This window comes from Methylobacterium sp. NPDC097929, assembly GCF_049543375.1.
Lineage (GTDB): Bacteria > Pseudomonadota > Alphaproteobacteria > Rhizobiales > Beijerinckiaceae > Methylobacterium.
The window spans coordinates 1,638,250-1,662,827 of sequence record NZ_JBMVEP010000001.1 but is presented as its reverse complement, the minus strand read 5'-3'; the positions used below and the strand labels follow the sequence as shown (position 1 = coordinate 1,662,827).

Sequence of the window (24,578 nt, the reverse complement as noted above, 5' to 3'; positions counted from 1 at the left end):
CGGTCAGTGCTGACCGATCGGAGAGACGACGTGGCTCTCGCACCGAAGGCGCGGCCGCCCGCGCCGCCGACGCTGAACGAGGTCTTCGAGGCCGAGCGGCAGCTCGTCGGCCTCATCCTGGCCGAGCCCGCCATCTACGGCCGGGTCGCCGCGATCCTGCGCGACGACGATTGGACCGAGAATCTGCACCGGGGCGTTTTCGAGGTGGCGGGACGCCTCGCCGAAGAAGGCCGACCGCTCCTTCTCGAGACCGTTCTGCCGCGGGTCAGCGACGTGGCGCCGGACGGCGGACCCGCCGACCTCTACCTTGCCGCGCTTGCCGATAAGCCCCCCCCATCGGCCCGGGCCGAGCCGCTCGCGCACCTCCTCGCAGAGGCCGCCCATGCCCGGACGGGGCCCGATCACCTCGATCGGGATCTCTACGCCTGGGCCTACGAGCAGGCCCAGGCGCTCCGCCGCGGGCAGTTCGCCGCCCTCGACGCGCTCAATCTGGCCGAGGAGATCGAGGACTTGGGCGGCGAGATCTACAACCGGATGGAGAGTGCACTGCGGATCACGCTGATGCATCTCCTGAAGTGGGATCATCAGCCGGAGAAGCGGACGCGGAGCTGGCATCTCTCGATCCGCAACGGTCGCCTCGACGCTGAGGAGGTGCTGGAACGTCATCCGAGCCTCAAGCGCAGGCTTCCCGGCGCCCTTGCCAAAGCCTACCGCCGGGCCCGCATCGACGCCGCCGGCGAGACCGGGCTCGACGAGGATGTCTTCCCCGCCGAATGCCCCTACACTTTCGAGGCGATCATGAACCGGCCGGTGCCCTGGCCGCCGGAGGGCGGGACGTTCTGACCATCTTAGAAGACAGTCCCGCGCCGAGCCGTACCGATCCGAGCGCCCCGGGCCACGGCGGCCGCCTGACGGTCGATCTCGCGGCCCTCGTCGCCAACTGGCGGACCCTCGGAGCCCACTCCCCGCAGGCCGAGTGCGGTGCCGTGGTGAAGGCGGACGCCTATGGCTGCGGCCTCTCGGCGGTCGCGCCGGCCCTGTGGCGGGCGGGCTGCCGGACGTTCTTCGTGGCACACCTCTCCGAGGGCATCGCCGCGCGGAAAATCCTGCCGGAGGCCGCGCTCTACGTGCTCAACGGTCTGCCGCCGGGCAGCGCGGAGGCGTTTCGCGCCCACCGCCTGCGCCCCGTCCTCGGCGACCGTGACGAACTCCTCGAATGGGCCGCCGCCACGCAGGGCGCGTGGCCGGCCGCGCTCCACGTCGATACCGGCATGAACCGGCTCGGCCTTTCCGTCGCAGAGGCCCTGGCGCGGGCGGGCGATCCGGTGATCGCGCGCGCCGGCATCGACCTCGTGATGAGCCATCTCGTCAGCGCGGAACGATCCGACGACCCGCTCAACGCGCGCCAAGCTGCCGATTTCGCTCGTGTGAGGGCGGCCTTTCCGCAGATGCGCGCCTCGCTCGCCAATTCCTCGGGCACCTGCCTCGCGAACGATGCCCGCCACGACCTGTTGCGGCCGGGCTATGCGCTCTTCGGAGGCAACCCGGAGCCGGGCCAACCCAATCCGATGCGGCCGGTGGTTCGGCTGGAGGCGACGATCCTGCAGGTCCGTGACGTCGAGGCCGGCGCGACCTGCGGCTACAACGCCCGCTGGCAGGCCCCGGCCCCGCGCCGGCTCGCCACGCTCTCGCTCGGCTACGCCGACGGCTATCCCCGCGCCGCCAGCAACAGCGGCCACGCGCTGGTCGGCGGCGTGCCCTGCCCGATCGTCGGCCTGATCTCGATGGACCTCATCATCCTCGATGTCACCGACGCAATCCAGGCCCGGCGCGGCGGCACCGCCACGCTGATCGGCGATGCCCTCGACATCGACACGGTGGGGCAAGCCGCCGGCACCATCGGCTACGAGATCCTGACGGGGCTGGGTTCCCGATACATCCGGAAATACGAGTAAATTCGATTTGTTATGATTTGAAACGCACTCAACCTGCGAAATCAAATTAGCCTATGTTCGACTGTACCCTTCTGACTGCGGCTAAATTTCTTTGATATGTTTTAGCATACAATGCACTTGGCCGCCCATTGTAACTTACAAGTACGTTACTATAATCGCATTTAATTTCTCTCAAAAATTCACAACAAACATTGTAGTTACAAGTATCGTCAAAAGTCGCAAAAATTAGTTTGATGTTATTACTTCCGAACATTATCCTCCAATATCTGAATTCGACTTGGCACTTTCCAATGGTGAATTTCGGTTCTTGTTTTTTGTAGTACAATATAAAAATAGTAGCAAAAATTTCGGCTATCCGGATTGGCAGAGTGCGGAAGCGACATTCTGTCATCAAAAGGGCTATAGCTATTTCGTTGACAGAATCATCCTCTAGCATTTTATTTAGAAATCGCTTTGATAGCGTCAAGTTTCGCTCTCCGCGCGCCGCGAATAAGATATATTTTCCGGCCTTGTGATTCTTCTTTGTATTACCCAAGTAATCGCCGCAACAATAAAAATATTGATGAATACGTCTTCGTATAAAAAGCTTCCTGCCGCGGATGCAAGTCCCAAAGCACCTGACTTCTCAAGATTCGTGGCTGCCCATCCAAACGCTGTATTGAGTGCATAACAGATTGATAATAAATATGCGGCGTATACCAGCAAAACGTATAAAAATGACTTTCCACTCCCGACAACTTCACTTTCGAGGCGTATTCTGTATAGAGCCCTGAAAATATTATACGTTTTCACCAGCATCAGAAATATAACAAACTCCCTAAATTGCTGGGCAGACAAGTAAAATGCAGAAATGATGCCGCACACATATGGAGCAAAAACCGCAGAAAATACCATCGATATAATTGCAGATGCGATAATCTTTCGCCTTAATTCAATCCTCTCTTGCTCTGACAAACTTATTCCTACACCAAAATAATCGTCTTCTCCAAAATATTCAGCATATAACTTATCTGAGTGCCCACTAGGAAAGACGATGAAGTATATAGGAACATAGTGTATCTTGGTAATGCGCCTATAAATTGCCTGAAGATCAAAGATAAGGTACGTAAATAAAACGGGAACGAGGGAAACCTTGTAGTTCCATGCCAGTTCCGCGGCATTTTGAAGATAGTTCATGACGTCAATTCCAAAAATTATATTATAAATACGCGTTCGCATTTGGCAAAAATTGACATTTACCAGCTTCCACAAAAATTTGCTATACTCTTAGATCAGACCGCCGAGCTGGAGTCCATGCGGTCGAGAAAGCCGCGGTGTTCACTTTTTGTTCAAAATCGTGATAGGTTTGTAGGATCGCCCTAGGCGCTCAGAGAGGCAGTTCCTTGAGGCCTCGTACAGCTCTAAAGGCAACGCACCTATCTAGCTTAGCTGTCTGGGAAAATAGCAGTAGATTCAAAGTCCCATGGCCAAGATCCAACAGACCTTCGTCTGCCAGTCCTGCGGGGCGGTCTACAACCGCTGGCGCGGGCGCTGCGAGGCCTGCAACGGCTGGAACACGATCCAGGAGGAGGTGCCGAGCGCCGGCCCCCAATCCGGCCCGGCCGCGACCCGGCCCTCGCGGGCGCGGGGCCGCGTCTTCCCCCTCGAAGGCCTGACCGGCGAGGCCAAGGAGGCGCCGCGCAGCGCTAGCGGCATCAACGAGCTCGACCGGGTGACCGGCGGCGGCTTCGTGCGCGGCTCGGTGATCCTGCTCGGCGGCGATCCCGGCATCGGCAAGTCGACCCTGCTGATGCAGGCGTCGGCCGCCATGGCGCGGAGCGGCGAGCGCGTCGCCTACATCTCCGGCGAGGAGGCGGTGGGACAGGTGCGCCTGCGCGCCGAGCGGCTCGGGCTGACCCAGCACCCGGTCGAACTCGCCGCGCAGACCAATGTCGAGGACATCGTCGAGACGCTCTCGCAGGGTCACCCGCCCGCGCTCGTCATCATCGACTCGATCCAGACCATGTGGACGGAGACCGTGGAATCGGCGCCGGGCACCGTCACGCAGGTGCGCAGCTCCGCCCAGGCCCTGATCCGCTTCGCCAAGACCACCGGCACGGCCGTCATCCTCGTCGGCCACGTCACCAAGGACGGGCAGATCGCCGGCCCCCGCGTGGTCGAGCACATGGTCGATGCGGTCGCCTCGTTCGAGGGCGACCAGGGCCACCATTTCCGGATCCTGCGCGCCGTGAAGAACCGCTTCGGACCGACCGACGAGATCGGCGTGTTCGAGATGACCGATGCCGGGCTCGCGGAAGTCCCCAACCCCTCCGCCCTGTTCCTGGCGGGCCGCGACCACGCCGCCCCGGGCACCGCGGTCTTTGCCGGGATGGAGGGCACCCGGCCGCTGCTGGTCGAGATCCAGGCGCTGGTCGCCCCCTCCTCGCTCGGCATGCCGCGCCGGGCGGTGGTGGGCTGGGACCCGAACCGCCTCTCGATGGTGCTCGCCGTGCTGGAGGCCCATGGCGGCATCCGGCTCGGGGGGCACGACGTCTACCTCAACGTCGCGGGGGGCCTGCGCATCTCCGAGCCCGCCGCGGATCTGGCGGTCGCTGCCGCGCTCGTCTCCTCGCTCTCCGGGGCGGCGCTGCCCTCCGACTCGGTCTATTTCGGCGAACTCGGCCTGTCGGGGGCGGTGCGGCCGGTCTCGCAGGCGCCCGCCCGGCTGAAGGAGGCGCTGAAGCTCGGCTTCGGCAAGGCGATCACCCCGCAGGGGCGCGGCGAGGCCGGGGACCGGGCGCTGCCGACCGAGGCCCTGCGCCACATCGCCGATCTCGTGGCCGGCATCGCCTCGGGCGCGCCGCGGCGGGTTGGGAGGCAGAAGGCCGTGAGTTACGAGGAGGAGATGTAGCCGGGGCGCGGCGGGACTCGCCTCAGAAATCCTGCAGCGCCGACCGCTTCCACCGGTTGGGGGCGACGCAGCGATACTCCCAGTCCGCGTCCCAGGCGCGCTCGCCGACGCGGCAGGGCGCCGCGCTGCTCGCCGGGGGCGAGGAAGCGCTTTCCACCACGCCCGCCCGGGTGATGATGCGCCCGGCCGGATCGACCGACCAGCCGTTGCCCTGGATCTGGGCGACGCCGTAGGCCCCCTGCAGGACGATGCCGGCCGGGCTCTTCGACCCCTCCCGGATACCGGCGACCGACTTGGCGCCGCCGATGCTGAGCGAGACCGGGGCGGAGGAATCGTCGAGGATGCTCGCCGTCGTATGGGCGCCCGTGACGAGGTAGGAGACAGGGCCGGACGAGGCGTCGCTGATGGTGGCGATCGCATGCGACTGCCCGCCCAGCCCGGACAGGCCGAAGCCAATGCCGACGGGCGAGGCCGCGTCGATCTCGATGGCGGATTGCGAGGCGAGCCCATCGCCGTTCAGGCGCATACCCCAGATGGTCGAGTACCCGTGCGCCGCCGTCTCGTTTCCGACGATCGCGAGGTTGGTGGTGATCGCCTTGCCGCTCGCGGCCAGCCGCAGGTTGGTGCAATCGATGCCGAGCGGGCAGTCCCGGCCCGAATCGTTGCCGTAATCGAGCTCCACGTTGGGGAAGAATCCCGGCGCGACCGGCGGCATCCGCAGGTGATAGTTGAACGCCGCGTTCCAGGCCGCGCCGGCCCCCTCGACGACCTCCGTCTCGAAGTAGCTGCCGACCTTCGCGGCGATGCTGGCATCGTTGATCCAGAGCCATTTGACCGACCCGTCGGAGACCGTGAACGGAACCGAGGCGGGCCGCGAGCCCGGCAGCGGATTGTTCGCGCCCGAGGTTCCGGCCTGCACGACCCGATAGGTGGCGTTGCCGCTCGACACGTTGTCGCCGAGCGCGAAGCTGGTCCGGGCCGCCCACGCCTTCTGCCGGCCGGTACCGATGGTCGTCGTGACGGCGAGCGTCTGCTCCTCCGCCGCATTGTCGATCTGCGTGCTGGCCGAGATCAGCAGGGAGGTGCGCTGGTGGTCGAAAAAGGCCGGGTCGATCCGGCCGTCCGACGGCCCGTGGATGCACGACAGGGCGGGACAGAACGAGATCCGGTTTCCGACCCCGAGCATGATGGCATTGGGGTTCTTGCGGCCGGCGAGCGAGGTGTCGAGGGGCGACAAGCCTTGCGCCATCGTGATGGCTCCGGGCATCAGGACCGGGACGCCGTCCCTGATCCGGCCGGGGATAAGTGCGTCGAGGACTTCGAGGCCGCCCTCGCGCGAGACCGGCCTCGCCGGCTCCGCGCGGAGCGGAGCGGACAGGATCAGCAGGGCTAGCGCCACAGGCGCGGTATTCCAGGGGAGTGCGCCGCGCCGGCACGCCGGGATTCCGATGGCAAGGAGCATGGCTGGTCCAGGATTCGAGGCCCGAAGGTGACGGCCGAGGTTCGTCGGGGTATATCGTTAACGACCACAGCGGACGCGCGGCCCGAGGGGAGCCGTCGCCGTCCGGGCGACGCCGCCCTGTCCCGCCCCCGATTAGCGTAACCTGCGATGCCGTTCTCCGTCCTCGATCTCGCGGTGCTGGGCATCGTGCTCATCTCGGCGCTGCTCGCCGCCGTGCGCGGCGTGACCCGCGAGGTGCTCGCGATCATCGCCTGGGTGGCCGCCGCCGCGGTGGCGTGGTCGCTCCACCCGCTGCTCCTGCCCACCGTGAAGCAGCACGTCTCCAGCGACACGGTGGCGCTCGTCGCCTCCATCGCCGCGATCTTTCTCGGCACCCTGATCGTGGTCTCGCTGATCACGGTGAAGGTGTCCGACCTCGTGCTCGACTCGCGCATCGGCGCCGTCGACCGCTCGCTCGGCTTCCTGTTCGGGGCGGGCCGCGGCTTCCTGATCTGCGTGATCGGCTGGGTGTTCCTGGCCTGGCTCGTCCAGGGCAAGGTGCCGGACTGGGCCGCGCAGGCCAAGAGCCGGCCGATCCTGGAGAGTTCGGGCGAGGCGCTGGTGGCGCAGCTGCCCGACAACCCGGAAGGCTTCCTCAAGCAGTTCCGCAAGCCCAAGGGCGACACGCCGGCCGAGGAGCCGCCGCCGGAGACCGAACTCCCCGCCCAGCGCCGCAGCGATGCCGGGCCTGCACCGAAACGCTGATATGCTGGAATCGGTCTTGGTTGCGACGCGATCCGCACCTAGGTAACGGTTTCACGACGGTCCCGGCGTAACCCCTCGCGGCAGAGGCTGCGGGCGGCAGCGCCCGGCCGTCTCCCGCCGTGCCGGACGTGAGGCCCGCGGTTTCGCGCCTCCAGGATTCGAGATCGACATGTCAGCTGTCTGCGCGAGCGCCGATGCCCAGGACTGGGACATCGACGGGGACACGCTTCGCGAGGAATGCGGCGTCTTCGGCATCTACGGGCACGACGACGCCTCGGCCATCACGGCGCTCGGGCTGCACGCCCTGCAGCATCGCGGCCAGGAGGCGGCGGGCATCGTCTCCTACGACGAGGGGGTGTTCCACTCCGAGCGCCGTCAGGGCCTCGTCGGCGACAACTTCTCCGACCGCGGCACGATCGAGCGGCTGGCCGGGCGCTCGGCCATCGGCCACGTGCGCTACTCGACCACCGGCGGCACCATCCTGCGCAACGTCCAGCCGCTGTTTGCCGAACTCGCCAGCGGGGGCCTCGCGGTCGCGCATAACGGCAACCTGACCAACGCGCTCTCGATCCGCCGCGACCTCGTCAAGGACGGCGCCATCACGCAGTCGACCTCGGACACCGAGGTGATCCTGCATCTGGCCGCCCGCTCGCGCAAACCGCGCATCGTCGAGCGCTTCATCGACGCGCTGCAGCAGATCCAGGGCGCCTACGCCATCGTCGCGCTGACCAACAAGAAGCTGATCGGCGCCCGCGATCCCCTCGGCATCCGCCCCCTGGTGCTCGGCGAACTCGACGGGCGCTACATCCTGGCCTCGGAATCCTGCGCGCTGGACATCATCGGCGCCCGCTTCATCCGCGACGTGGAGAACGGCGAGGTGGTGGTGATCTCGGAGGAGGGCGTGGAGTCGATCCGCTTCGCCGAACAGCGGCCGATGCGCCCCTGCATCTTCGAGTACATCTACTTCGCCCGCCCCGATTCGGTGGTGAACGGCAAGAGCGTCTACGGCGTGCGCAAGGCCATCGGCCAGGAACTCGCCCGCGAGGCGGCGCCGGAGGCCGACGTGGTGATCCCGGTGCCCGATTCCGGCGTGCCCGCGGCTTTGGGCTTCGCGCAGGAAGCGGGCCTGCCCTTCGAGATGGGCATCATCCGCAACCATTACGTCGGGCGCACCTTCATCCAGCCGACCCAGACCGTGCGCGAACTCGGCGTGCGCATGAAGCACTCGGCCAACCGCGCCGCGGTCGAGGGCAAGCGCATCGTGCTCGTGGACGACAGCCTCGTGCGCGGCACCACCTCGGTGAAGATCGTGCGGATGATGCGCGATGCCGGCGCCCGCGAGGTGCATTTCCGCATCGCCTCGCCGCCGATCACCTATCCCGACTTCTACGGCATAGACACGCCCGAGCGCGAGAAGCTCTTGGCCGCCACCCACGACCTGGAGGCCATGCGGAAATATATCGGCGCCGATTCGCTCGCCTTCCTCTCGATTCCCGGCCTGTACCGGGCGATGGGCGAGACCGAGCGCAACGCCGCCTGCCCGCAATACACCGACCATTGCTTCACCGGCGACTACCCGACCGGCCTGACGGATCTGGCGATTGCCGGGCCCAAGCGCTTCGCGATGCTGGCCGAGGCGGACTGAAGCCCGTGGTTGAGAAGATGATGGCCGACACGATCCTCGACGGCCGCGTCGCCGTCGTCACCGGCGCCTCCCGCGGCATCGGCCGCGCCGCGGCGCTCGCCCTGGCGGGGGCCGGCGCCCACGTCGTCGCGGTGGCCCGCACGCAGGGCGGCCTGGAGGAACTCGACGACGCGATCCGCTCGGGCGGCGGCCGCGCGACGCTGGTGCCCCTCGACCTCACCGATTACGACGCCATCGACCGCCTGGGTGCTGCGCTCAACGAGCGCTGGGGCCGGCTCGACGCCGTGATCGGCAATGCCGGCATCCTCGGCAACCTGATGCCCGTCTCCCACGTCACGCCGAAGGCCTGGGATCAGGTGATGGCGATCAACGTCACCGCCAACTGGCGCCTGATCCGCTCGTTCGACCCGCTGCTGCAGCGCTCGGATGCGGGACGCGCCGTCTTCGTCTCCTCAGGGGCTGCCGCGAAGTGCCGGGCCTATTGGGGCCCCTACGCCGTCTCGAAGGCGGCGCTCGAGGCGATGGTGCGCACCTACGCCGCCGAGAATGCGAGCACGGGGGTGCGCGCCATGCTGCTCAATCCCGGCCCGCTGCGCACCCGCATGCGCGCGGCGGCGATGCCGGGCGAGGACCCGGCGACGCTGAAGACCCCGGAGGATCTGGCGCCGCATTTCGTGCGGCTCGTGGCGCCCGCCTGGAACGAGACGGGCAAACTCTACGATTTCCCCAGCGACCGGGTTCTGGATTTCCAGAGTCCTCAGTAAGTGTCTCTCACAAAACTCCCGCTGCGCTGTCGCGGGCGGTGGAGAAACGGTCGGTGACCGGGAGTTTTGTGAGGCCCTTTAAGGAGGTCCGGGGCCTGAAGGCCCCGGCGGGTCGCGGGCGGAGCCCGCCTTCTTCGTTTTTCCGGGTTCAGCCATGATCGACGTCCGCTGCATCTGCGCCATCGGCCAGCGGGGCCAGCTCGGCCTCAACGGGCAGCTGCCCTGGGAGGGCAACACCGATCCGCTCTTCGTCGAGGACGTGACGCGCTTCTTCGCGCTCACCATGGGCCACGTGCTGATCGCCGGGCCGAAGACCGTGGCCTCGGTGCCGGAATTCGCGTTTCGGGACCGCACCATCGACGTGATCCGCTCGCACGAGGACCCGGAAGCGGTGCTGGCCCGCTATCCCGGCAGGCGCATCTTCGTCGGCGGGGGCATCGCGGTCTGGAACGTCTACGCGCGCTACATCCAGCACTGGGACGTGACCCGCCTGCCCTACGACGGCGAGGCCGACCGCTGGTTCGACCCGGCCTGGCTCGTCGGCGGCCCGCTGCGGAGCTGATCCTTTTCCGATCCGGCGCCGCCCGCTTCGCGCATCCCCCCTGCCGCATGGCGGTTCCGGCCGGCATTCGCTAAGGAGGCTCGGCCGGAACCGGGAGCGGGGCCGGGCGAGCGCGGGGTAGGATCGGATGAGCGGAACGGGCAGAGGAGCCGGCGACAGCGAAGCCACCGCCGATTTCGGCTACGAGCGCGTGCGCCTCTCCGAGAAGCAGGCGCGGGTGGACGACGTGTTCCGCTCGGTCGCGCGCCGCTACGACCTGATGAACGACCTGATGTCGGGCGGGCTGCACCGGGCCTGGAAGTCGCACCTGATCTCGATGCTGCGCCCGTCGCGCACGCGGCCCCACCGGCATCTCGACGTGGCCGGCGGCACCGGCGACATCGCCTTCCGCACGCTGGCGGCGGGCGGCCCCGAGACCCACGTCACCGTGCTCGACATCAACGAGGCGATGCTGCGGGTCGGCGCCGAGCGGGCAGGCCACACCTACGACGGCCGCATCGACTTCGTCACCGGCAACGCCGAGACGCTGCCCCTGCCGGCGGGTCATTTCGACAGCTACACCATCGCCTTCGGCATCCGGAACGTGCCGCGCATCAATGTGGCCCTGGCGGAAGCGCACCGGGTGCTCAAGCCCGGCGGGCGCTTCCTCTGCCTGGAATTCTCCCGGGTCGACCTGCCGGTGCTGGAGAAGATCTACGACGCCTATTCCTTCCACGTGATCCCGCGCATCGGCGAGCGGGTGGCGGGCGACCGCGAGTCCTACCAGTACCTCGTCGAGTCGATCCGCAAGTTCCCCTCCCCCGACAGCTTCGCCCGGATGATCGAGGCGGCGGGCTTTGCGCATGTCAGCCATCGCCGGCTCTCGGGCGGCATCGTCGCGATCCATTCCGGCTGGAAGATTTCTTGATTTCGATCCGATCTCGAGCGCTGACGGGCACCTCGGCAGGGCCGGGCTCCGCGGCGCAGGGCACGCCCTGCGTCGGTGATCCGGTGCGATCCCTCTTCGAGCAAACGCCTTTCAGGGTTCGATGATGCTCGGCGCCGTCTTCCACCTCGCCCGCGGCGCCCATGTCGGCTTCGTGCTCGCCCGCGAGGGCGGGCTGGCGCTGATCGACGCGGCGCAATTGCCGCCGCACCTGCGGCTCGCCCTCAAGGTCGGCCGCCTTCTGGAGCGGCGCGGCATCGCGCAGGCGCCCGGCGCCAGCCCGCTGGAGCGGGCACTGACCCGGCTCGGGCCCTCCTACGTCAAGTTCGGCCAGTTCCTGGCCACCCGCCCCGACATCGTCGGCATGGCCGCCGCGCGCGATCTCGAACGGCTTCAGGACCGGGTGCCGCCCTTCCCGCAGGGGATCGCCCTGCGCGTGGTCGAGCGGGAACTCGGCAAGCCGGTCTCGGCCCTGTTCACCGCCTTCAGCGAGCCGATCGCCGCGGCCTCCATCGCCCAGGTCCACAAGGCGACCGTGCTCGACGCCGACGGCACGCAGCGCAACCTGGCGGTCAAGGTGATGCGACCCGGCGTGCGCGAGCGCTTCGCCAAGGACCTGCAGGCGATGCGGTTCATGGCCCGCATCGTCAACGCGCTGCTGCCCGACGCCGAGCGCCTGCGCCCGCGCGAAGTCGTCGAGATCCTGGCCCGCTCCGTCACCATGGAGATGGATTTCCGGCTCGAAGCGGCGGCGATGTCGGAGCTTGCCCAGAACACCAAGGGCGACGCGGATTTCCGCACGCCGCGCCCCGAATGGGCGCTGACCGCGCGCGACGTGCTGACCTCCGAGTGGATCGACGGCGTGCGCCTCAACGACCGCGCCGGCATCGTCGCGGCGGGCCACGACCCGAAGGCGCTCGGCCGGGTGGTGATCCAGTCCTTCCTGAGGCAGGCGATCCGCGACGGCTTCTTCCACGCGGACATGCATCCCGGAAACCTGTTCGTCGATGCTCAGAGCCGGCTGGTGGCGGTCGATTTCGGCATCATGGGCCGGCTCGGCCACGCCGAGCGGCGCTTCCTGGCCGAGATCCTGCTCGGCTTCATCACCCGCGACTACCGCCGGGTGGCGCAGGTGCATTTCGAGGCGGGCTACGTGCCGCGCCACCACTCGGTGGACGATTTCGCGCAGGCGATCCGGGCGATCGGCGAGCCGATCCACCAGCGCCGGGCCGACGAGATCTCGATGGCCAAGGTGCTGACCCTCCTCTTCGACGTGACCGCCCTGTTCGACATGAGCACCCGCACCGAACTGGTGATGCTGCAAAAGACCATGGTGGTGGTGGAGGGCGTCGCCCGCTCGCTCGACCCACAGCTCGACATGTGGACCGGTGCCGAACCGGTGGTGCGCTCGTGGATCACCCGCCATCTCGGCCCCGTCGGCCGGCTGGAGGGCGGGGCCCGGGCCGCGCTGACGCTCGCCGAGGTCGTCTCCGACATCCCCGACATCGCCCAACGCATCCGCCGCATCATGATCCGCCTCGACGAGGAGGGCTCGCAGAACATCCAGGTGATGGAGCGGATCGCCCGGCAGGAGCGGCGGCGGGCGATCTGGTCGACGGTCGCGCTGTGGGGGATCGCGGTGGGGGCGCTGGTGCTGGCCTTCCGCTGAGGGGCCTTCTCAACCGCCGGGTTTCCCCTACACTTCCCTTCCATGACCGACCTTCTCGACAAGGCGATCACCGCCGCCCGGAACCTGCCGCCCGAGGTGCAGGACGCCATCGCCCGCATGGTGCTGAGCTATGCGGGCGAGGAACAGGCCGTCTACCACTTCACCCCGGAGGAGGAGGCGGAGCAGGATGAGGCCGATGCCGCCGAAGCGCGCGGCGATTTCGCGACCGACGCGGAAGTGCGCGCCATCTGGGCCAAGTACGGCCTATGAGGCATGTGACTTGTGAGACTGCGCCTCACACGCCCCGCCGCGCGTCAACTCGATCAGGCACTTGCTTATATCACCCAGCATAATCCGCAGGGTGCGAACCATGTGCAGGCACGCCTGCAAGACCTGATGCTCCTGTTGCTGCAGCATCCTTTTGCCGGGCAGGCGACCGCACGGCGCGGCGTTCGGCGTATCGTCGCCTCCCCCTATCCTTACGTCGTCACCTACCGCGTCGGGAACGGCGAGATCATCATCCGCAGCGTGCGCCACAGCGCGCGTCGTCCTTTGTCCTGAACCTCGGCCCAAGCTGCGCCGAACGTCCCGCCCTTGACGCGCGCCCCGCAAATCCCCGTTCTGCGCCCATGTCCGCTTCATCCGCAAAGCCCCTCGCCGGCCGCCGCGTCCTCCTCATCGTCGGCGGCGGGATCGCCGCCTACAAGGCGCTCGACCTGATCCGGCGCCTGCGCGAGCGCGGGGCGCGGGTGCGCCCGCTGCTCACCGACTCGGCGCAGGAATTCGTCACGCCGCTGGCGGCCGCCGCGCTCGCCGGGGAGCGGGCGCATACCGACCTGTTCGACCGGGAGACGGAGGCCGATATCGGCCATATCAAGCTCGCCCGGGATGCGGACGCGATCGTGGTGGCGCCGGCCACCGCCAACCTGATGGCGCGGATGGCGACCGGCCACGCGCCGGACCTCGCCTCGACGGTGCTGCTCGCCACCACCCTGCCGATCCTGATCGCCCCGGCCATGAACGTGCGGATGTGGCAGCACGCGGCGACACAGCGCAACCTCGCGACCCTGAAGGCCGACGGCGTCGCGGTGGTCGGTCCCAACGAGGGGGCGATGGCCGAGGCGGAGTTCGGCCCCGGACGGCTGGCCGAGCCGAACGAGATCGCCGACGCCCTCGAAGCGCTGCTGAGGCAACGCGCCGCGAGCCCCGGCATCGGGTTTCTGGCGGGCCACGAGGTCCCGAAGAAGCCGCTGGCCGGGCGGCACGTGCTCGTGACCTCGGGCCCGACCCACGAGCCGATCGATCCCGTGCGCTACCTCGCCAACCGCTCCTCGGGCCGCCAGGGCCACGCGGTCGCCGCCGCCGCCGCGCAGGCCGGGGCGCGGGTCACCCTGGTCTCCGGGCCGGTGGCGATCCCCGATCCGGAGGGCGTCGCCGTGGTGCGGGTGGAGAGCGCCCGCGCGATGCTGGCCGCGGTCGAGGCGGCCCTGCCGGCCGATCTGGCGATCTTCGCCGCCGCGGTCGGCGACTGGCGCCCCGCCGAGACGCGGGCGGGCAAGATCAAGAAGGATGGCAGCCTCCCCGCCCCCCTGGCCCTGGTCGAGAACCCGGACATCCTCGCCACCATCGCCGGGCGGAGCGCGGGGCGCCCGCCCCTCGTCGTGGGCTTTGCTGCCGAGACCGACGACGTGATCGACAACGCGCGGAAAAAGATCGCGCGGAAGGGCTGCGACCTGATCGTGGCCAACGATGTCTCGGCGGAGGGCGGCGTGATGGGCGGGCTGGAGAACACCGTCCACCTCGTGGCGCGCGAGGGCGGGGTCGAGACCTGGCCGAAGCTCGGCAAGGAGGAGGTCGGGCGGCGGCTGGTGGCGCGGTTCGCGGAGTTGCTCGCGGGACGCTTGCGCTGAGCCTCGCGCGGGCGGGGCAGCGGGCCTTTGGCGGGAAAAGCCAAGTTGCTCAGCCCGTCTTGGCCGCAGCCGTGAGGCATTCGCCAAAGGATCGCGGCCCGCGCATCGCCCTTCGGCGCAACAACGCCGCTGAGATCGACGCGGCGCGAAATGTTCCAGGCGCAGAGACCTTTAAGTTTTCTCCCGCTCAGCTTGCTCTCCCCGCCCCCTTTCCCAGATCCATCCTCCACGCCATCACAGCGACAGGAGCGACATCATGGCCAAGGCCGACCGGCACAGCATGGGCCCCGGCGCGCAGGGCAAGGGCGACGGGACCGGCGCCATGACCGACTTGCCCGAGGGCATCCTCGGGGAGAACGAGGTGCTGAGCAACCGCGACAAGTCCCGGCACTCCGACGAGCGCGGCCTCGACAGCCGCCACGTCCAGACCGAGCAGTACCACGACCATGTCGGCGCCCGCCAAACCGAGGATCAAGGCGAGGGCGGGGACGCGGCCCATTCCAGCGGGCTGGCCGGGCCGACGACGAACACCTCGGGCGATGCCAGCGCCCTGCGCTCGAAGCAGCGCGGCTAAAGGTGCCTCACGAAACTCCCGGTCACCGACCCCTCTCGCTCTGGCGACGGAAGCGCGGCCGATCAGGCCCCGCGCAGGGCATCGGTCGGGATTAGTCCCTCGACCGACGGCGGGGCTTGCGGGCGGACGGCCCCGGCGGCTTGATGCGGGCAGGACGTGCCGTGCAGGGCCGGCGCCGGGGAGGACCATCATGCCGGACGAGGCAACGGGGGTTGATGGAGGGGGCGTCGGCGCGCGGGCGGAGCGGCTGGCCCGGTTCCGCCCGGCCTCCGGGATGGAGACGCCGCGCTTCTCGGGGGTCGCGAGCTTCATGCGGCTGCCCGTCCTCGATCCCGGTGCGGCGCCGGGCGCGGTCGAAATCGGCCTGATCGGCATCCCCTTCGACGGCACCACCACGGGGCGGCCCGGGGCAAGGCTCGGGCCGCGGGCCGTGCGCGAGGCCTCCACCGGCACGCGGGCGCTCAACCATGCCACCGGCATCGCTCCCTACGACCTGGCGGTCTGCGCCGATCTCGGCGACGTGCCGGTCAACCCCGTGGATGCCGCCGAGACCGATCGGCGCATCGCGGCCTTCTACCGGCCCCTCGCCGAGGCCGGGATCGTGCCACTGACCGTGGGCGGCGACCATTTCGTCACCTATCCGGTGCTGCGGGCGCTCGGCGCCGCCCGTCCGCAGGGGGAACGCCTCGGCCTGATTCACATCGACGCCCACAGCGACACCGACGACGCGCAGTACGGCGGGACGCGGCTCACCCACGGCACGCCGTTCCGGCGGGCGATCGAGGCGGGCGCGCTCGATCCGCGCCGCTGCGTGCAGATCGGCATCCGCGGCAGCATGGACGCGGCCGACGAGCGCGACTGGGCCCTGGCCCAGGGCCTGCGGATCATCGCCATGGAGGAGGTCTGCGCCCGCGGCCTGCCCGAGGTGGCGGCGGAGGCCCGCGCGGTGGTCGGCGAGGGCCCGACCTATCTCAGCTTCGACATTGACAGCCTCGATCCCGCCTTCGCGCCCGGCACCGGCACGCCGGAGATCGGCGGTTTCACGACCCGCGAGGCGCTGCACCTGCTGCGGGCCTTCCGCGGGCTCGATCTCGTCGGGGCGGACGTGGTGGAGGTCGCGCCCTCCCTCGACCCCACCGGGATCACGGCGCTCGCCGGCGCGGGGATCGCCTTCGAGATCCTGTGCCTGCTGGCCGAGCGGGAGGCGGCGCGGCAGCGGGCGGGCGAAGGGATGGACGAGGGGACGGATTGAGGCTGCCGCGCGGACCCGACTCAGCCCGTCGGGCCCGGGCGGTCCGCGGCGGAACCGGCGCGCGCGATGACCGGGCGATAGACCCGGAGCAGGTCGGCATCGAGCTGGCCGGCTTGGCTCTCCATGATCGCCAGCGCCTGCCCGGCGGACAGAGCCGGGCGGTAGACCCGCCGCTCGGTGAGCGCCGAATGCACGTCGCAGATCGCCACGAGGCGGACGAGGTCGCCGATCCGCGGCCCGGTCAGGCCCTCGGGATAGCCCGAGCCGTCGAGACGCTCGTGGTGGTAGCGCACCACGTCGAGGATCTCGGGGGCGAAGGCACCGTCCCGGGCCAGCAGGTCGGCCCCGAGCGCGGCATGCGTCTGCATCACCCGCATCTCGTCGGGCGTCAGGGGGCCGGGCTTGTTGAGGATGGCGAGCGGAATCAGGGCCTTGCCGACATCGTGCAGCAGGGCGGCCCGGGCGAGCCGCTCCCGGTCGGCCCGGCAGAAGCCGAGTTCGGCGGCAAAGGCGGCGGCGAAGCCCGCCACGCTCAGGGAGTGCTGGTAGACCTGGATGTCGTGGCGCCAGACGAGGTCGAGCCAGCCGCGGATGCCGACCTCGGACACCGTGTCGAGCACGATCTGCGTGCCCGCCTCGGCCTCCTCGGGGCTCGGGGGCCGCCCGGCGGCGGCGGCGTCGAACAGACGGGTGACGAGGGTCGTCGCGGTCTCCACCCGGGCCAGCGGCGTTCCCGCCCGGCGCTCGACCGTTCCGGCCGCTTCCGGCGCCCGCCCCTTGGCCGGGGGCGACCGCTCACCGGCGGTGAAGGCCCCCTTGCCTCCCTCGGCGACGAGGCGCAGCAGCGTCGGGACGATGCCGGAGGACTGGCGCGGATCGATCACCGTCGGCGCGCCGAGCATGGCGATGGCGGCCGCGTCCTGCGCGGCCCGGCCCCGGGCGAGATAGAGGCAGGGCAGCCCGCTCTCGCGGATGCGGCCGGCGAGCCACGCGATCCAGGCCGTCGTGTTCCCGTGCTCGGCGGCGAGATCGACGATGAAGGCGACGGGCCGCCCGGCGGGCAGGGCCGCACCGGGCTCGATCACGCGGCAGGGCAGGACGAGGGCAATGCCCCGGGCCAGGCGCTCCGCCCGCTCGCGCCGGTCCGAGACGAGGACGACGACACCCTCGCGCGGCGTCGCAGCGCGTGCGTCTTCGCGGCTCTCTGAGCCGTTCCGACGCCCGGATCGGTCCCGCGGTTCCTGCATCGATCATCCGTCGGCCGCACGTGCCATGTCGGACGCGAAGCGCATTCCTCCTGCTATATCAAAAATGTTGCGAAATGCTTCGCATCGTCCCGATCCTACAACCCTCGCGTCGTCGCGGCAGGCAGAGAATTGCCGTCGGGCCGGCGGCGGCGGCCAAGCTCCCGCAGCGGCGGATCGATCGGCTTAGCCTCGGGCACACGGTCACGTCCGCCTCCGCGGGGCCGCGAAAGCTTGAGGCGTCCCGGCATCAGCGGCCGCGGGCGCCAGATACCAAATCCGGTTGATCCCTTCGGGATGGCGGATTCGGGCTTCGCTCAGGCGCCGCGCCGGCTTGCCGATACGGCTCCCGCATGGATCAAGCGGAAAACCGTCTCACTCGGCCGCGGCCCGGCCTCCATAGGCGCCGGCCGCGTTGGCGGGTGCCCCCGGGCGATAGGGTCCGTCCCCTTCGTCATGTCCCTGCCCGGCCTCCGGGTCGTCCGTGCAGCCGACGAAGCGGCCGAACAGGCGCACGAACAGGCGCGACAGGTCATCCACGAGGAGGAAGATCGCCGGCACGAAGATCAGCGACAGCCCCGTCGAGACGATGAGGCCGCCGATCACCGCGACCGCCATGGGGGCGCGGAACTCGCCGCCGATGCCGAGCGCGAGTGCCGAGGGGACCATGCCGGCGGCCATGGCGATGGTGGTCATGACGATGGGCCGCGCCCGCTTGCGGCCGGCATCGACGATGGCGGTGACCCGGTCCACGCCGCGGGCCATCTCCTCGATGGCGAAATCGACCAGCATGATCGCGTTCTTGGTCACCACGCCCATCAGCATCAGGATGCCGATGACGACCGGCATCGAGATCGGCATCTGGAAGACGAGGAGCCCCAGGATCGCCCCGCCGATGGAGAGCGGCAGCGAGAACAGGATAGTGAGCGGCTGGAGGAAATTGCCGAACAGGAGCACGAGGACGCCGAACACCATCATCAGCCCGGCGCCCATGGCGAGCGCGAAGCCCTCGAACACCTCGCCCATGATCTCGGCGTCACCCGTCTGCCGGATGGTGACGCCCTCGGGGAGGTTGGTCGCGGCGGGCAGGGCCATCACCTGCTCGATGATCGAGCCCAGCGCGTCCGAGCCCTGGAGGTCGCCCTCGACGGCGACGCGCACGGTGCGGTCGTAGCGGTCGATGGCCGTGGGGCCGCGCCCCAGCGTCAGGTCGGCCACGGTCGAGAGCGGCACCGCCGCGCCCGCCTTCACCGGCACCTTCAGGGTCGCGATCTCGGGCAATTGCCCGCGCAGGCGCTCGGGCAGCATGACTCGGATCGGGACCTGACGATCCCTCGCGTTGAACTTGGCGAGGTTGGCGGCGATGTCGCCGATCGTGCCGACCCGCACGGTCTCGGCGATGACATCGGTCGAGACGCCGAGATCGGCGGCGACGCCCGGTTTGGGGGTGATGCGGATCTCGGTGCGGTCGAGAGGGGCGGTCGAGATCACGTTGACGAGGTGGGGGACGCCCATGGCCTCGCGCTGCAGGCGGGCGGCGACATCGGCCACGATCGCCTTGTCGGGTCCCGACACGATCAGCGCGAATTCCCGCTGCCCGCCCTCCTGCAGCGACCAGAAGCGGATGTCGGGCACCTGCCGCAGAACGCTCGAGATCTTGAGATCGACCTGCTTCTGGGTCAGCGCCCGCTCGCTCTTCGGCGTGAGGTTCACGGTGAGGCTGGCCAGCCGCACCTCCTTCTTGCCCGGCAGCTGGCGCCCGCCATCGACGAAGACGGAGCGGACCTCCGGCATCCCGCGTAAGGCATCGACGATGCCGTCGGAGAGGCGCTGCGTGTCGTCGAGCCGGGCGCCGGGGGGCAGTTCGACCACGAACATCGTGCGCGCCGCGTCCTCCGCCGGGATGAAGCCCGCGGGCAAGAGCCGGGTCGAGGCGATCGAGCCGGCAAAGCAGGCCAGCCCAAGGATCAGCGTCAGATATTTGTGGCGCACCGACCACGCCACGAGGCGGGTATAGGCCCGCATCACCGGCCCCTCGCGCGCGTGGTCCGGGCCGTGGTCGCGCAGGAAGTAGGCGGCGAGCAGCGGCGTGATGAGGCGCGCGACGAGCAGCGAGACGAACACGGCGGCCGCGATGGTGAGGCCGAACTGCTTGAAGTACTGGCCGGCGATGCCGGGCATGAAGGAGACGGGGGCGAAGATCGCGATGATGGTCGCGGTGATGGCGATGACCGCGAGCCCGATCTCGTCGGCGGCCTCGAGCGAGGCGCGGTAGGCCGACTTGCCCATCCGCATGTGGCGGACGATGTTCTCGATCTCGACGATGGCGTCGTCGACGAGGATGCCGGTCACCAGCGTGATCGCGAGCAGGCTGACCGCGTTGAGCGAGAAGCCGAGCGCGCTCATCACCCAGAAGGTCGGCAGCACCGAGAGCGGCAGCGCCACCGCGGCGATCAGGGTGGCGCGCCAGTCGCGCAGGAACAGGAACACCACGATCACGGCGAGCGCGGCCCCCTCCAAGAGGCCCAGCATCGCCGAGTGGTAGTTGCCGATGGTGTTGACGACGCTGGTGTCGATCAGGTCGAAGCGCACGCCCGGATTCTCGGCGTGCAGGGTCTCGACGCGCTTGGCCACGGCGGCGGCGACCTCGGCATCGCTCGCCCCCATCGCCCGGGAGATCGCGAAGCCCACCACCGGCTCGCCGTTGAAGCGGGCGAAGGTGCGCGGCTCCTCGGCCGCGTCCATGAGGGTGGCGAGTTCGTCGAGGCGCACCTTGCGCCCGCCCGGCACGACGATGGAGGTGGCCCCCAGCGTCTCCAGGCTCGACGAGGCGCCCAATGTCCGGATCGACTGCTCGCTCCCTGCGAGTTCCCCGCGCCCGCCCGCCATGTCGGCGGAGGTGAGGCGCAGCTGCCGGTTCACGTCCGCGGCGGTGATGCCGAGCGCGAGCAGCCGGTCGGGCTTGAGGGTCACGCGGATCTCGCGGGCGACCCCACCCAGCCGCTCGACGCCGCCCACCCCCTTCACGCCCTGGATCGAGCGGGCGACCACGTCGTCCACGAACCACGAGAGGTCTTCGGGCGCCATGGCAGGCGCCGAGGCGCCGTAGATCATGATCGGCAGGCCGGCGATCTCGACGCGGCTGATGATCGGCTCGTCGATGGTGCGCGGCAGGTTGATGCGGATCTTGGAAATCGCGTCCTTCACGTCGTTGACGGCGCGATCCTGGTTCACCTCCAGGCGGAACTCGATCGTGGTGATCGAGGAGCCCTCCGAGATGGTCGAGAGGATGTGCTTGACCCCCTTCACCCCGGCCACCGAATCCTCGACCCATTTCGTGACCTGGGTCTGCAGCTCGGAGGGGGCGGCGCCCGATTGCGTGACCGTCACCGAGACGATCGGGATGTCGATGTTGGGAAACCGGGTGATCGGCAAGCTGCGGAAGCTGACGAGGCCGAGCACCATCAGCACGAGGAACAGGACGAGGGAGGGGATGGGCTTGCGGATCGCCCAGGCCGAGACGTTGAGGCGCATGATCCCGGCTCCTCAGCGCGGGCCGGCGGCGGCCTGCGCCGCGGCGGGCGGCACGGGACGCACCCGGTCGCCGTCGCGCAGGAACGAGCCGGCGCGGGCCACCACGCTCTCTCCCGCCGCAATCCCGGAGCGGATCTCCGTGAACCCCTCCGCCGAGAGCCCGGTCTCGACCCGGCGGGCGGCGACGCGGCCCTCCGCCACGGCGAGCACGCTCGCCGAGCCGTCGGCGGCGTAGAGCACGGCGGCGAGGGGGACCGCGACGCCCGTGCGCCGGGCCACCTCGACCCGGCCCCGGGCGAAGGCACCGATATGCAGGGCCGGGTCGGGCTCCAGTCGGATGCGGACCTTGCCGAGCCGGGTGGCGCGCTCGACCTCCGGATAGACCCGGCGCACCGCGCCGGGGACGACGCGCCCGTCCTCCGTTTCCAGGCGCGCCGGGGCGCCGGCCCGGAGACGCGGCAGGGCGGTCTCGGGCACCTCGCCCTCCAGCTCGATCTCGCCGCGGGCGATCAGGCGGAACAGCGGCTCGCCGACCGCGCTCGCGGTGGCGCCGACCCGGGCGGTGCGGCGGCTGACGATCCCGGCCTCCGGGGCGCGGATCGCGGTGCGGGCCCGGCGCAGGGCGATCTCGCGGCCTTGCGCCCGCGCCGTGGCGCGATCGGCCTCGGCCAGCGCCAGCCCGGCCCGCGCGGCATCGAGCCGGCCCTGCGCCCCTTGGGCGGCCGAGACCCGCTGCTCCAGGGTGACGGCGGTGGCGTTGCCGGTCTTCACCAGCGCCTGCGCCCGCTCCAGGGCTTGGCGCGCCTCGACCTGGGCCGCCTCCGCTTGGACGATCTGGCTCTTCGCCTGGACGATGGCGGCCTCGGCCCGCGCGGTCGCGGCGAGGTTGGCCGCTTCCTGCGTCTCGATCATCTCCAGGGAGAGCCGGGCCAGCACCGCGCCGCGCTCGACCCGGTCCCCCTCCTCGGCGGCGAGTTCGACGATGCGCAGGCCCTCGACCTCGGGGGCGACCAGGATCTCGTCGCGGGGCACCAGCGTGCCGGTGACGATCGCCCGCTCGACGATCTCGCGCCGCTCCGCCGGGACCACGCTCACCGCGGGCAGGAGCGTGGCCGGATCGGGCACCGAGGAGGCGGGCGGCGCCTCGGCGGCCTGGAGGGAGTCGGCCCCGAGGAGACAAGTCCCGAATAGGCAAGTCCCGAGTGTGCAAGCCGCCGCGATCGAGACCGCGAGCGGACGCAAGGGTGAATGGGCCGGCATCGGGAAGGGCCTTTCGGGGGGGCGCCGATGCGCCGCATCCCGCTTTCCGCGCTGCGATCGGCGATTTCGTGGCGCGTCCCGCCGGAGATGGCCGATCCGCAAAGAGCCTGCCCGAAGTGTCGCGCGGCGGCAACAGCCCGTTCGAGCGGTCGGAATCAGACTTCCCCGCCCGCTCCGGCCGGGCGCGGCACGGGTCTCAAGTCATCGCGGGCGCCACCACCTGCACCGGGCCGTGCAACCGGCCCGGCTTGGCCGGGTTGTCCCGTCAGAACACTCTTCCTCGATGGGCAGGACGGCATGAGCATCTTCCAGATTCGGCAGAAGACGAGCGGCGCGGTTCTCTGGACGGGCAGCGCCGACGACGAGCGCACCGCCCTCGACGCCATGGCCCGCGAGGCCGGCTATCCCGACTACACCGCGCTTCCCGACGGCCTGCGGGCGGCGGGCTTCGAGACGGCCAAGCTCGACCTGATCTCCTGATCCGAGCGGAATCGGCACCGGTCCCCGGGCCGGTCTCTCAGGCGCGGCAGCCGTCGCCCGGCGGCACCCGCACGGCATTGACCGCGTCCGGCGGCCGCCGCCGCGCCGCCGGTTCGGCGGGCGTCTCCAGGCGGCGGACGTGGAGCCGGTCGCGGCCCTCGCCCTTGGCCGCGTAGAGCGCGATGTCGGCACCGGCCAGCAGGGCGGAGAGGCCCCCGGCCGGTTCGCCCTCGAACAGGGCCGCGCCGAGACTCACCGTAGCGGCCACCGGCAGGTCGCGGGCTCCCTCGCGGGCCAGGCCGGTGCGGATCGCGACCCCGAACGCGCGGATCGCCGCCTCCTCCGCCTCCGGAATCAGGATCACGAACTCGTCCCCGCCGAGCCGCGCCAGGATCGCCCCGCGCGGCAGCAGCGCGTCGAGCACGCGGGTGAGCGCCACCAGGATGCGGTCGCCGGCCGCGTGGCCGAGGCGGTCGTTGATCGTCTTGAAGCGGTCGACATCGAGCAGCAGCAGGGCGCCGGGCCGATCGGCGTTCGCGCGCAGGGTCTCGGCGGCCCGGCTCTCGAAGGCGCGGCGGTTGAAGGCGCCGGTGAGGGGATCGCGCTCGGCCAGCCGCGTCATCGCCTCCTCCCGGCTGCGGCGCACGGCGGTGGCCATCAGCAGGGCGAGCAGCATCTCGACCAGGATGCCCTCGAACAGGGAGATCTGGATCATGATCCCCTTGAAGCCGACGAGGCTGACGAAGGCGCCGGGCAGGGGCACGAGCAGCGCCTTGAGGCCGTAGAAGGCGCCGTGGACGAGGAACACGGCGCCCAGGCCGTCCGAGGCGGCCATGCGCTCGGGAAACGGCGCACCGCTCCGGGACAGGAGGAGATGGCCGGCCTTCAGCGCCGCGGCGGCGACCAGGGCGCTGTTCGTCACGGCGAAGGCCGGCGTGGGGTCGAGCCCCGCCGGCAGCAGAAGCAGACCGGCCCAGGGCAGGAGCAGCCCCCACCAGAGCGGCCCGATCCGGCGCCCGGTGAAGCGCGCGGTGCCGTAGAGGAAGGCGAGATGGGCGACGACGAGCAGGCCGTTGGCGAACCAGACGCCGAGGAGGAAGGAGGCGGAGCGCAGCGGCGAGAGCCCGCAGCCGACCACGATGGTGGCAAAGCCCGCGCACCAGAGGAGCAGCGCGCCGTCGCGCAGGGTCCGCCACTCGAAGGCGAGAAAGCCCGCGGCGGCGGCCGCCGCCGCGAGGCTCATGAGCAGCATGGTGACCACATCCATCGCCAACGGGCCCCGCGCAACGGTAAGGTTACGGCTTCGCTAGCAAAGACGCTTGAACAAAGGGTTCCGTCCCCGCCCGCCCCGACCCGCCCGGCGGATCAGTTCGCGTGGCTGGCCCGCATGCGGTAGACCCCGTCGGCGCTGCGCTCGAACACCTCGTTGATGCCGGCGTGGCGCAGGGCCTCGCCGGAGGTGTCGGGCAGGAGGTTCTGCTCGGAGACGTAGGCGACGTACTCGCTGTCCGCGTTCTCGGCGAGCAGGTGGTAGAAGGGCTGGTCCTTGCGCGGCCGAACCTCTTCGGGAATGGCGAGCCACCATTCCTCGGTGTTGGCGAATTCCGGATCGACGTCGAACACCACGCCGCGGAACGGGTAGATCCGGTGCCGGACCACCGCCCCGAGGCCGAATTTGGCGGTTCTCATGCTGGTCTGGGTCATGACC

Annotated in this window: 22 protein-coding genes; 15 read left to right on the top strand and 7 right to left on the bottom strand. The window is 69.6% G+C overall.

All coding sequences use genetic code 11. From position 1 onward, the window contains the following. Positions 1-30 precede the first annotated feature (30 nt). Positions 31-843 carry a DUF29 family protein gene (locus tag ACPCJR_RS07800; RefSeq protein ID WP_391511268.1) on the top strand — a complete coding sequence of 271 codons (813 nt, stop codon included), beginning with the start codon at positions 31-33 and terminating at the stop codon, positions 841-843. Next, positions 774-1,955 (top strand): alanine racemase, encoded by a 1,182-nt coding sequence (gene alr, locus ACPCJR_RS07795; RefSeq protein WP_391511269.1) that lies wholly within the window; start codon positions 774-776, stop codon positions 1,953-1,955. The genes ACPCJR_RS07800 and alr overlap by 70 nt, the downstream gene beginning before the upstream one ends. Positions 1,956-2,417: 462 nt before the next feature. On the opposite strand, the gene ACPCJR_RS07790 is transcribed toward alr, so the two are convergent. After that, on the bottom strand, positions 2,418-3,131 hold the full coding sequence (locus ACPCJR_RS07790; RefSeq protein WP_391511270.1) for a hypothetical protein: 714 nt from the start codon (positions 3,129-3,131) through the stop codon (positions 2,418-2,420). 286 nt (positions 3,132-3,417) lie between these two features. Between ACPCJR_RS07790 and radA the strand changes: the two genes are divergently transcribed. Further along, positions 3,418-4,845: a DNA repair protein RadA gene (gene radA, locus ACPCJR_RS07785; RefSeq protein ID WP_391511271.1), complete on the top strand. Its 1,428-nt coding sequence runs from the start codon at positions 3,418-3,420 to the stop codon at positions 4,843-4,845. Between the two features lie 22 nt (positions 4,846-4,867). On the opposite strand, the gene ACPCJR_RS07780 is transcribed toward radA, so the two are convergent. Then, positions 4,868-6,094: a hypothetical protein gene (locus ACPCJR_RS07780; protein ID WP_391511272.1), complete on the bottom strand. Its 1,227-nt coding sequence runs from the start codon at positions 6,092-6,094 to the stop codon at positions 4,868-4,870. Between the two features lie 360 nt (positions 6,095-6,454). On the opposite strand from ACPCJR_RS07780, the gene ACPCJR_RS07775 reads away from it, so the two are divergent. The 11 genes from ACPCJR_RS07775 (at position 6,455) to speB (ending at position 16,352) form a co-directional block, all read left to right on the top strand. Then, positions 6,455-7,051 (top strand): CvpA family protein, encoded by a 597-nt coding sequence (locus ACPCJR_RS07775; protein WP_391511273.1) that lies wholly within the window; start codon positions 6,455-6,457, stop codon positions 7,049-7,051. Between the two features lie 169 nt (positions 7,052-7,220). Then, positions 7,221-8,696: an amidophosphoribosyltransferase gene (gene purF, locus ACPCJR_RS07770; protein ID WP_391511274.1), complete on the top strand. Its 1,476-nt coding sequence runs from the start codon at positions 7,221-7,223 to the stop codon at positions 8,694-8,696. A 20-nt stretch (positions 8,697-8,716) separates the two neighbouring features. Continuing rightward, positions 8,717-9,460, top strand: a complete 744-nt coding sequence (locus ACPCJR_RS07765; protein ID WP_391511646.1) for an SDR family NAD(P)-dependent oxidoreductase — start codon at positions 8,717-8,719, stop codon at positions 9,458-9,460. 154 nt (positions 9,461-9,614) lie between these two features. After that, on the top strand, positions 9,615-10,022 hold the full coding sequence (locus tag ACPCJR_RS07760) for a dihydrofolate reductase (RefSeq protein ID WP_391511275.1): 408 nt from the start codon (positions 9,615-9,617) through the stop codon (positions 10,020-10,022). 127 nt (positions 10,023-10,149) lie between these two features. After that, complete coding sequence (ubiE, locus tag ACPCJR_RS07755; protein ID WP_391511276.1) at positions 10,150-10,929, top strand: bifunctional demethylmenaquinone methyltransferase/2-methoxy-6-polyprenyl-1,4-benzoquinol methylase UbiE; 780 nt, start codon at positions 10,150-10,152, stop codon at positions 10,927-10,929. Positions 10,930-11,053: 124 nt separating this feature from the next. Next, entirely contained in the window at positions 11,054-12,616 is a 1,563-nt protein-coding gene (gene ubiB, locus ACPCJR_RS07750) for a 2-polyprenylphenol 6-hydroxylase (RefSeq protein WP_391511277.1), read from the top strand. 42 nt (positions 12,617-12,658) lie between these two features. After that, complete coding sequence (locus tag ACPCJR_RS07745) at positions 12,659-12,886, top strand: hypothetical protein (protein ID WP_391511278.1); 228 nt, start codon at positions 12,659-12,661, stop codon at positions 12,884-12,886. A 12-nt stretch (positions 12,887-12,898) separates the two neighbouring features. After that, the gene (locus ACPCJR_RS07740; protein WP_391511279.1) at positions 12,899-13,177 is read left to right on the top strand and encodes a type II toxin-antitoxin system RelE/ParE family toxin; all 279 of its coding nucleotides are present in this window, start codon (positions 12,899-12,901) and stop codon (positions 13,175-13,177) included. A 68-nt stretch (positions 13,178-13,245) separates the two neighbouring features. After that, on the top strand, positions 13,246-14,526 hold the full coding sequence (gene coaBC, locus ACPCJR_RS07735; protein WP_391511280.1) for a bifunctional phosphopantothenoylcysteine decarboxylase/phosphopantothenate--cysteine ligase CoaBC: 1,281 nt from the start codon (positions 13,246-13,248) through the stop codon (positions 14,524-14,526). Positions 14,527-14,782: 256 nt separating this feature from the next. After that, on the top strand, positions 14,783-15,100 hold the full coding sequence (locus ACPCJR_RS07730; RefSeq protein WP_391511281.1) for a hypothetical protein: 318 nt from the start codon (positions 14,783-14,785) through the stop codon (positions 15,098-15,100). 190 nt (positions 15,101-15,290) lie between these two features. Then, positions 15,291-16,352 (top strand): agmatinase, encoded by a 1,062-nt coding sequence (gene speB / locus ACPCJR_RS07725; protein WP_391511282.1) that lies wholly within the window; start codon positions 15,291-15,293, stop codon positions 16,350-16,352. Between the two features lie 20 nt (positions 16,353-16,372). Here speB and ACPCJR_RS07720 read toward each other — a convergent pair whose 3' ends face one another. The 3 genes from ACPCJR_RS07720 to ACPCJR_RS07710 all read right to left on the bottom strand — a co-directional run bounded on the left by ACPCJR_RS07720 (position 16,373) and on the right by ACPCJR_RS07710 (position 22,390). Beyond that, the gene (locus ACPCJR_RS07720; protein ID WP_391511283.1) at positions 16,373-17,599 is read right to left on the bottom strand and encodes an HD-GYP domain-containing protein; all 1,227 of its coding nucleotides are present in this window, start codon (positions 17,597-17,599) and stop codon (positions 16,373-16,375) included. A gap of 372 nt (positions 17,600-17,971) precedes the next feature. Next, positions 17,972-21,130, bottom strand: coding sequence for an efflux RND transporter permease subunit (locus ACPCJR_RS07715; protein WP_391511284.1), 3,159 nt, complete (start codon positions 21,128-21,130; stop codon positions 17,972-17,974). 12 nt (positions 21,131-21,142) lie between these two features. Beyond that, positions 21,143-22,390 carry an efflux RND transporter periplasmic adaptor subunit gene (locus ACPCJR_RS07710; protein WP_391511285.1) on the bottom strand — a complete coding sequence of 416 codons (1,248 nt, stop codon included), beginning with the start codon at positions 22,388-22,390 and terminating at the stop codon, positions 21,143-21,145. A gap of 297 nt (positions 22,391-22,687) precedes the next feature. Here ACPCJR_RS07710 and ACPCJR_RS07705 point away from each other — a divergent pair, with 297 nt between their 5' ends. After that, positions 22,688-22,870, top strand: a complete 183-nt coding sequence (locus ACPCJR_RS07705) for a hypothetical protein (protein ID WP_391511286.1) — start codon at positions 22,688-22,690, stop codon at positions 22,868-22,870. Positions 22,871-22,907: 37 nt separating this feature from the next. On the opposite strand, the gene ACPCJR_RS07700 is transcribed toward ACPCJR_RS07705, so the two are convergent. Both ACPCJR_RS07700 and hspQ read right to left on the bottom strand, forming a co-directional pair. Beyond that, the gene (locus tag ACPCJR_RS07700; protein WP_391511287.1) at positions 22,908-24,122 is read right to left on the bottom strand and encodes a GGDEF domain-containing protein; all 1,215 of its coding nucleotides are present in this window, start codon (positions 24,120-24,122) and stop codon (positions 22,908-22,910) included. Positions 24,123-24,235: 113 nt separating this feature from the next. Then, positions 24,236-24,574 carry a heat shock protein HspQ gene (gene hspQ / locus ACPCJR_RS07695; protein ID WP_391511288.1) on the bottom strand — a complete coding sequence of 113 codons (339 nt, stop codon included), beginning with the start codon at positions 24,572-24,574 and terminating at the stop codon, positions 24,236-24,238. Positions 24,575-24,578: the final 4 nt, after the last annotated feature.

Coding starts and splice junctions, on each gene's coding strand:
- alr (WP_391511269.1), top strand. CDS start 774: ATGCCCCTACACTTTCGAGGCGATCATGAACCGGCCGGTGCCCTGGCC.
- ACPCJR_RS07710 (WP_391511285.1), bottom strand. CDS start 22,390: ATGCCGGCCCATTCACCCTTGCGTCCGCTCGCGGTCTCGATCGCGGCG.
- hspQ (WP_391511288.1), bottom strand. CDS start 24,574: ATGACCCAGACCAGCATGAGAACCGCCAAATTCGGCCTCGGGGCGGTG.
- ACPCJR_RS07760 (WP_391511275.1), top strand. CDS start 9,615: ATGATCGACGTCCGCTGCATCTGCGCCATCGGCCAGCGGGGCCAGCTC.
- ACPCJR_RS07775 (WP_391511273.1), top strand. CDS start 6,455: ATGCCGTTCTCCGTCCTCGATCTCGCGGTGCTGGGCATCGTGCTCATC.
- ubiB (WP_391511277.1), top strand. CDS start 11,054: ATGCTCGGCGCCGTCTTCCACCTCGCCCGCGGCGCCCATGTCGGCTTC.
- ubiE (WP_391511276.1), top strand. CDS start 10,150: ATGAGCGGAACGGGCAGAGGAGCCGGCGACAGCGAAGCCACCGCCGAT.
- coaBC (WP_391511280.1), top strand. CDS start 13,246: ATGTCCGCTTCATCCGCAAAGCCCCTCGCCGGCCGCCGCGTCCTCCTC.
- ACPCJR_RS07745 (WP_391511278.1), top strand. CDS start 12,659: ATGACCGACCTTCTCGACAAGGCGATCACCGCCGCCCGGAACCTGCCG.
- ACPCJR_RS07700 (WP_391511287.1), bottom strand. CDS start 24,122: ATGCTGCTCATGAGCCTCGCGGCGGCGGCCGCCGCCGCGGGCTTTCTC.
- ACPCJR_RS07780 (WP_391511272.1), bottom strand. CDS start 6,094: ATGGCGCAAGGCTTGTCGCCCCTCGACACCTCGCTCGCCGGCCGCAAG.
- radA (WP_391511271.1), top strand. CDS start 3,418: ATGGCCAAGATCCAACAGACCTTCGTCTGCCAGTCCTGCGGGGCGGTC.
- ACPCJR_RS07790 (WP_391511270.1), bottom strand. CDS start 3,131: ATGAACTATCTTCAAAATGCCGCGGAACTGGCATGGAACTACAAGGTT.
- speB (WP_391511282.1), top strand. CDS start 15,291: ATGCCGGACGAGGCAACGGGGGTTGATGGAGGGGGCGTCGGCGCGCGG.
- purF (WP_391511274.1), top strand. CDS start 7,221: ATGTCAGCTGTCTGCGCGAGCGCCGATGCCCAGGACTGGGACATCGAC.
- ACPCJR_RS07715 (WP_391511284.1), bottom strand. CDS start 21,130: ATGCGCCTCAACGTCTCGGCCTGGGCGATCCGCAAGCCCATCCCCTCC.
- ACPCJR_RS07765 (WP_391511646.1), top strand. CDS start 8,717: ATGGCCGACACGATCCTCGACGGCCGCGTCGCCGTCGTCACCGGCGCC.
- ACPCJR_RS07705 (WP_391511286.1), top strand. CDS start 22,688: ATGAGCATCTTCCAGATTCGGCAGAAGACGAGCGGCGCGGTTCTCTGG.
- ACPCJR_RS07730 (WP_391511281.1), top strand. CDS start 14,783: ATGGCCAAGGCCGACCGGCACAGCATGGGCCCCGGCGCGCAGGGCAAG.
- ACPCJR_RS07720 (WP_391511283.1), bottom strand. CDS start 17,599: ATGCAGGAACCGCGGGACCGATCCGGGCGTCGGAACGGCTCAGAGAGC.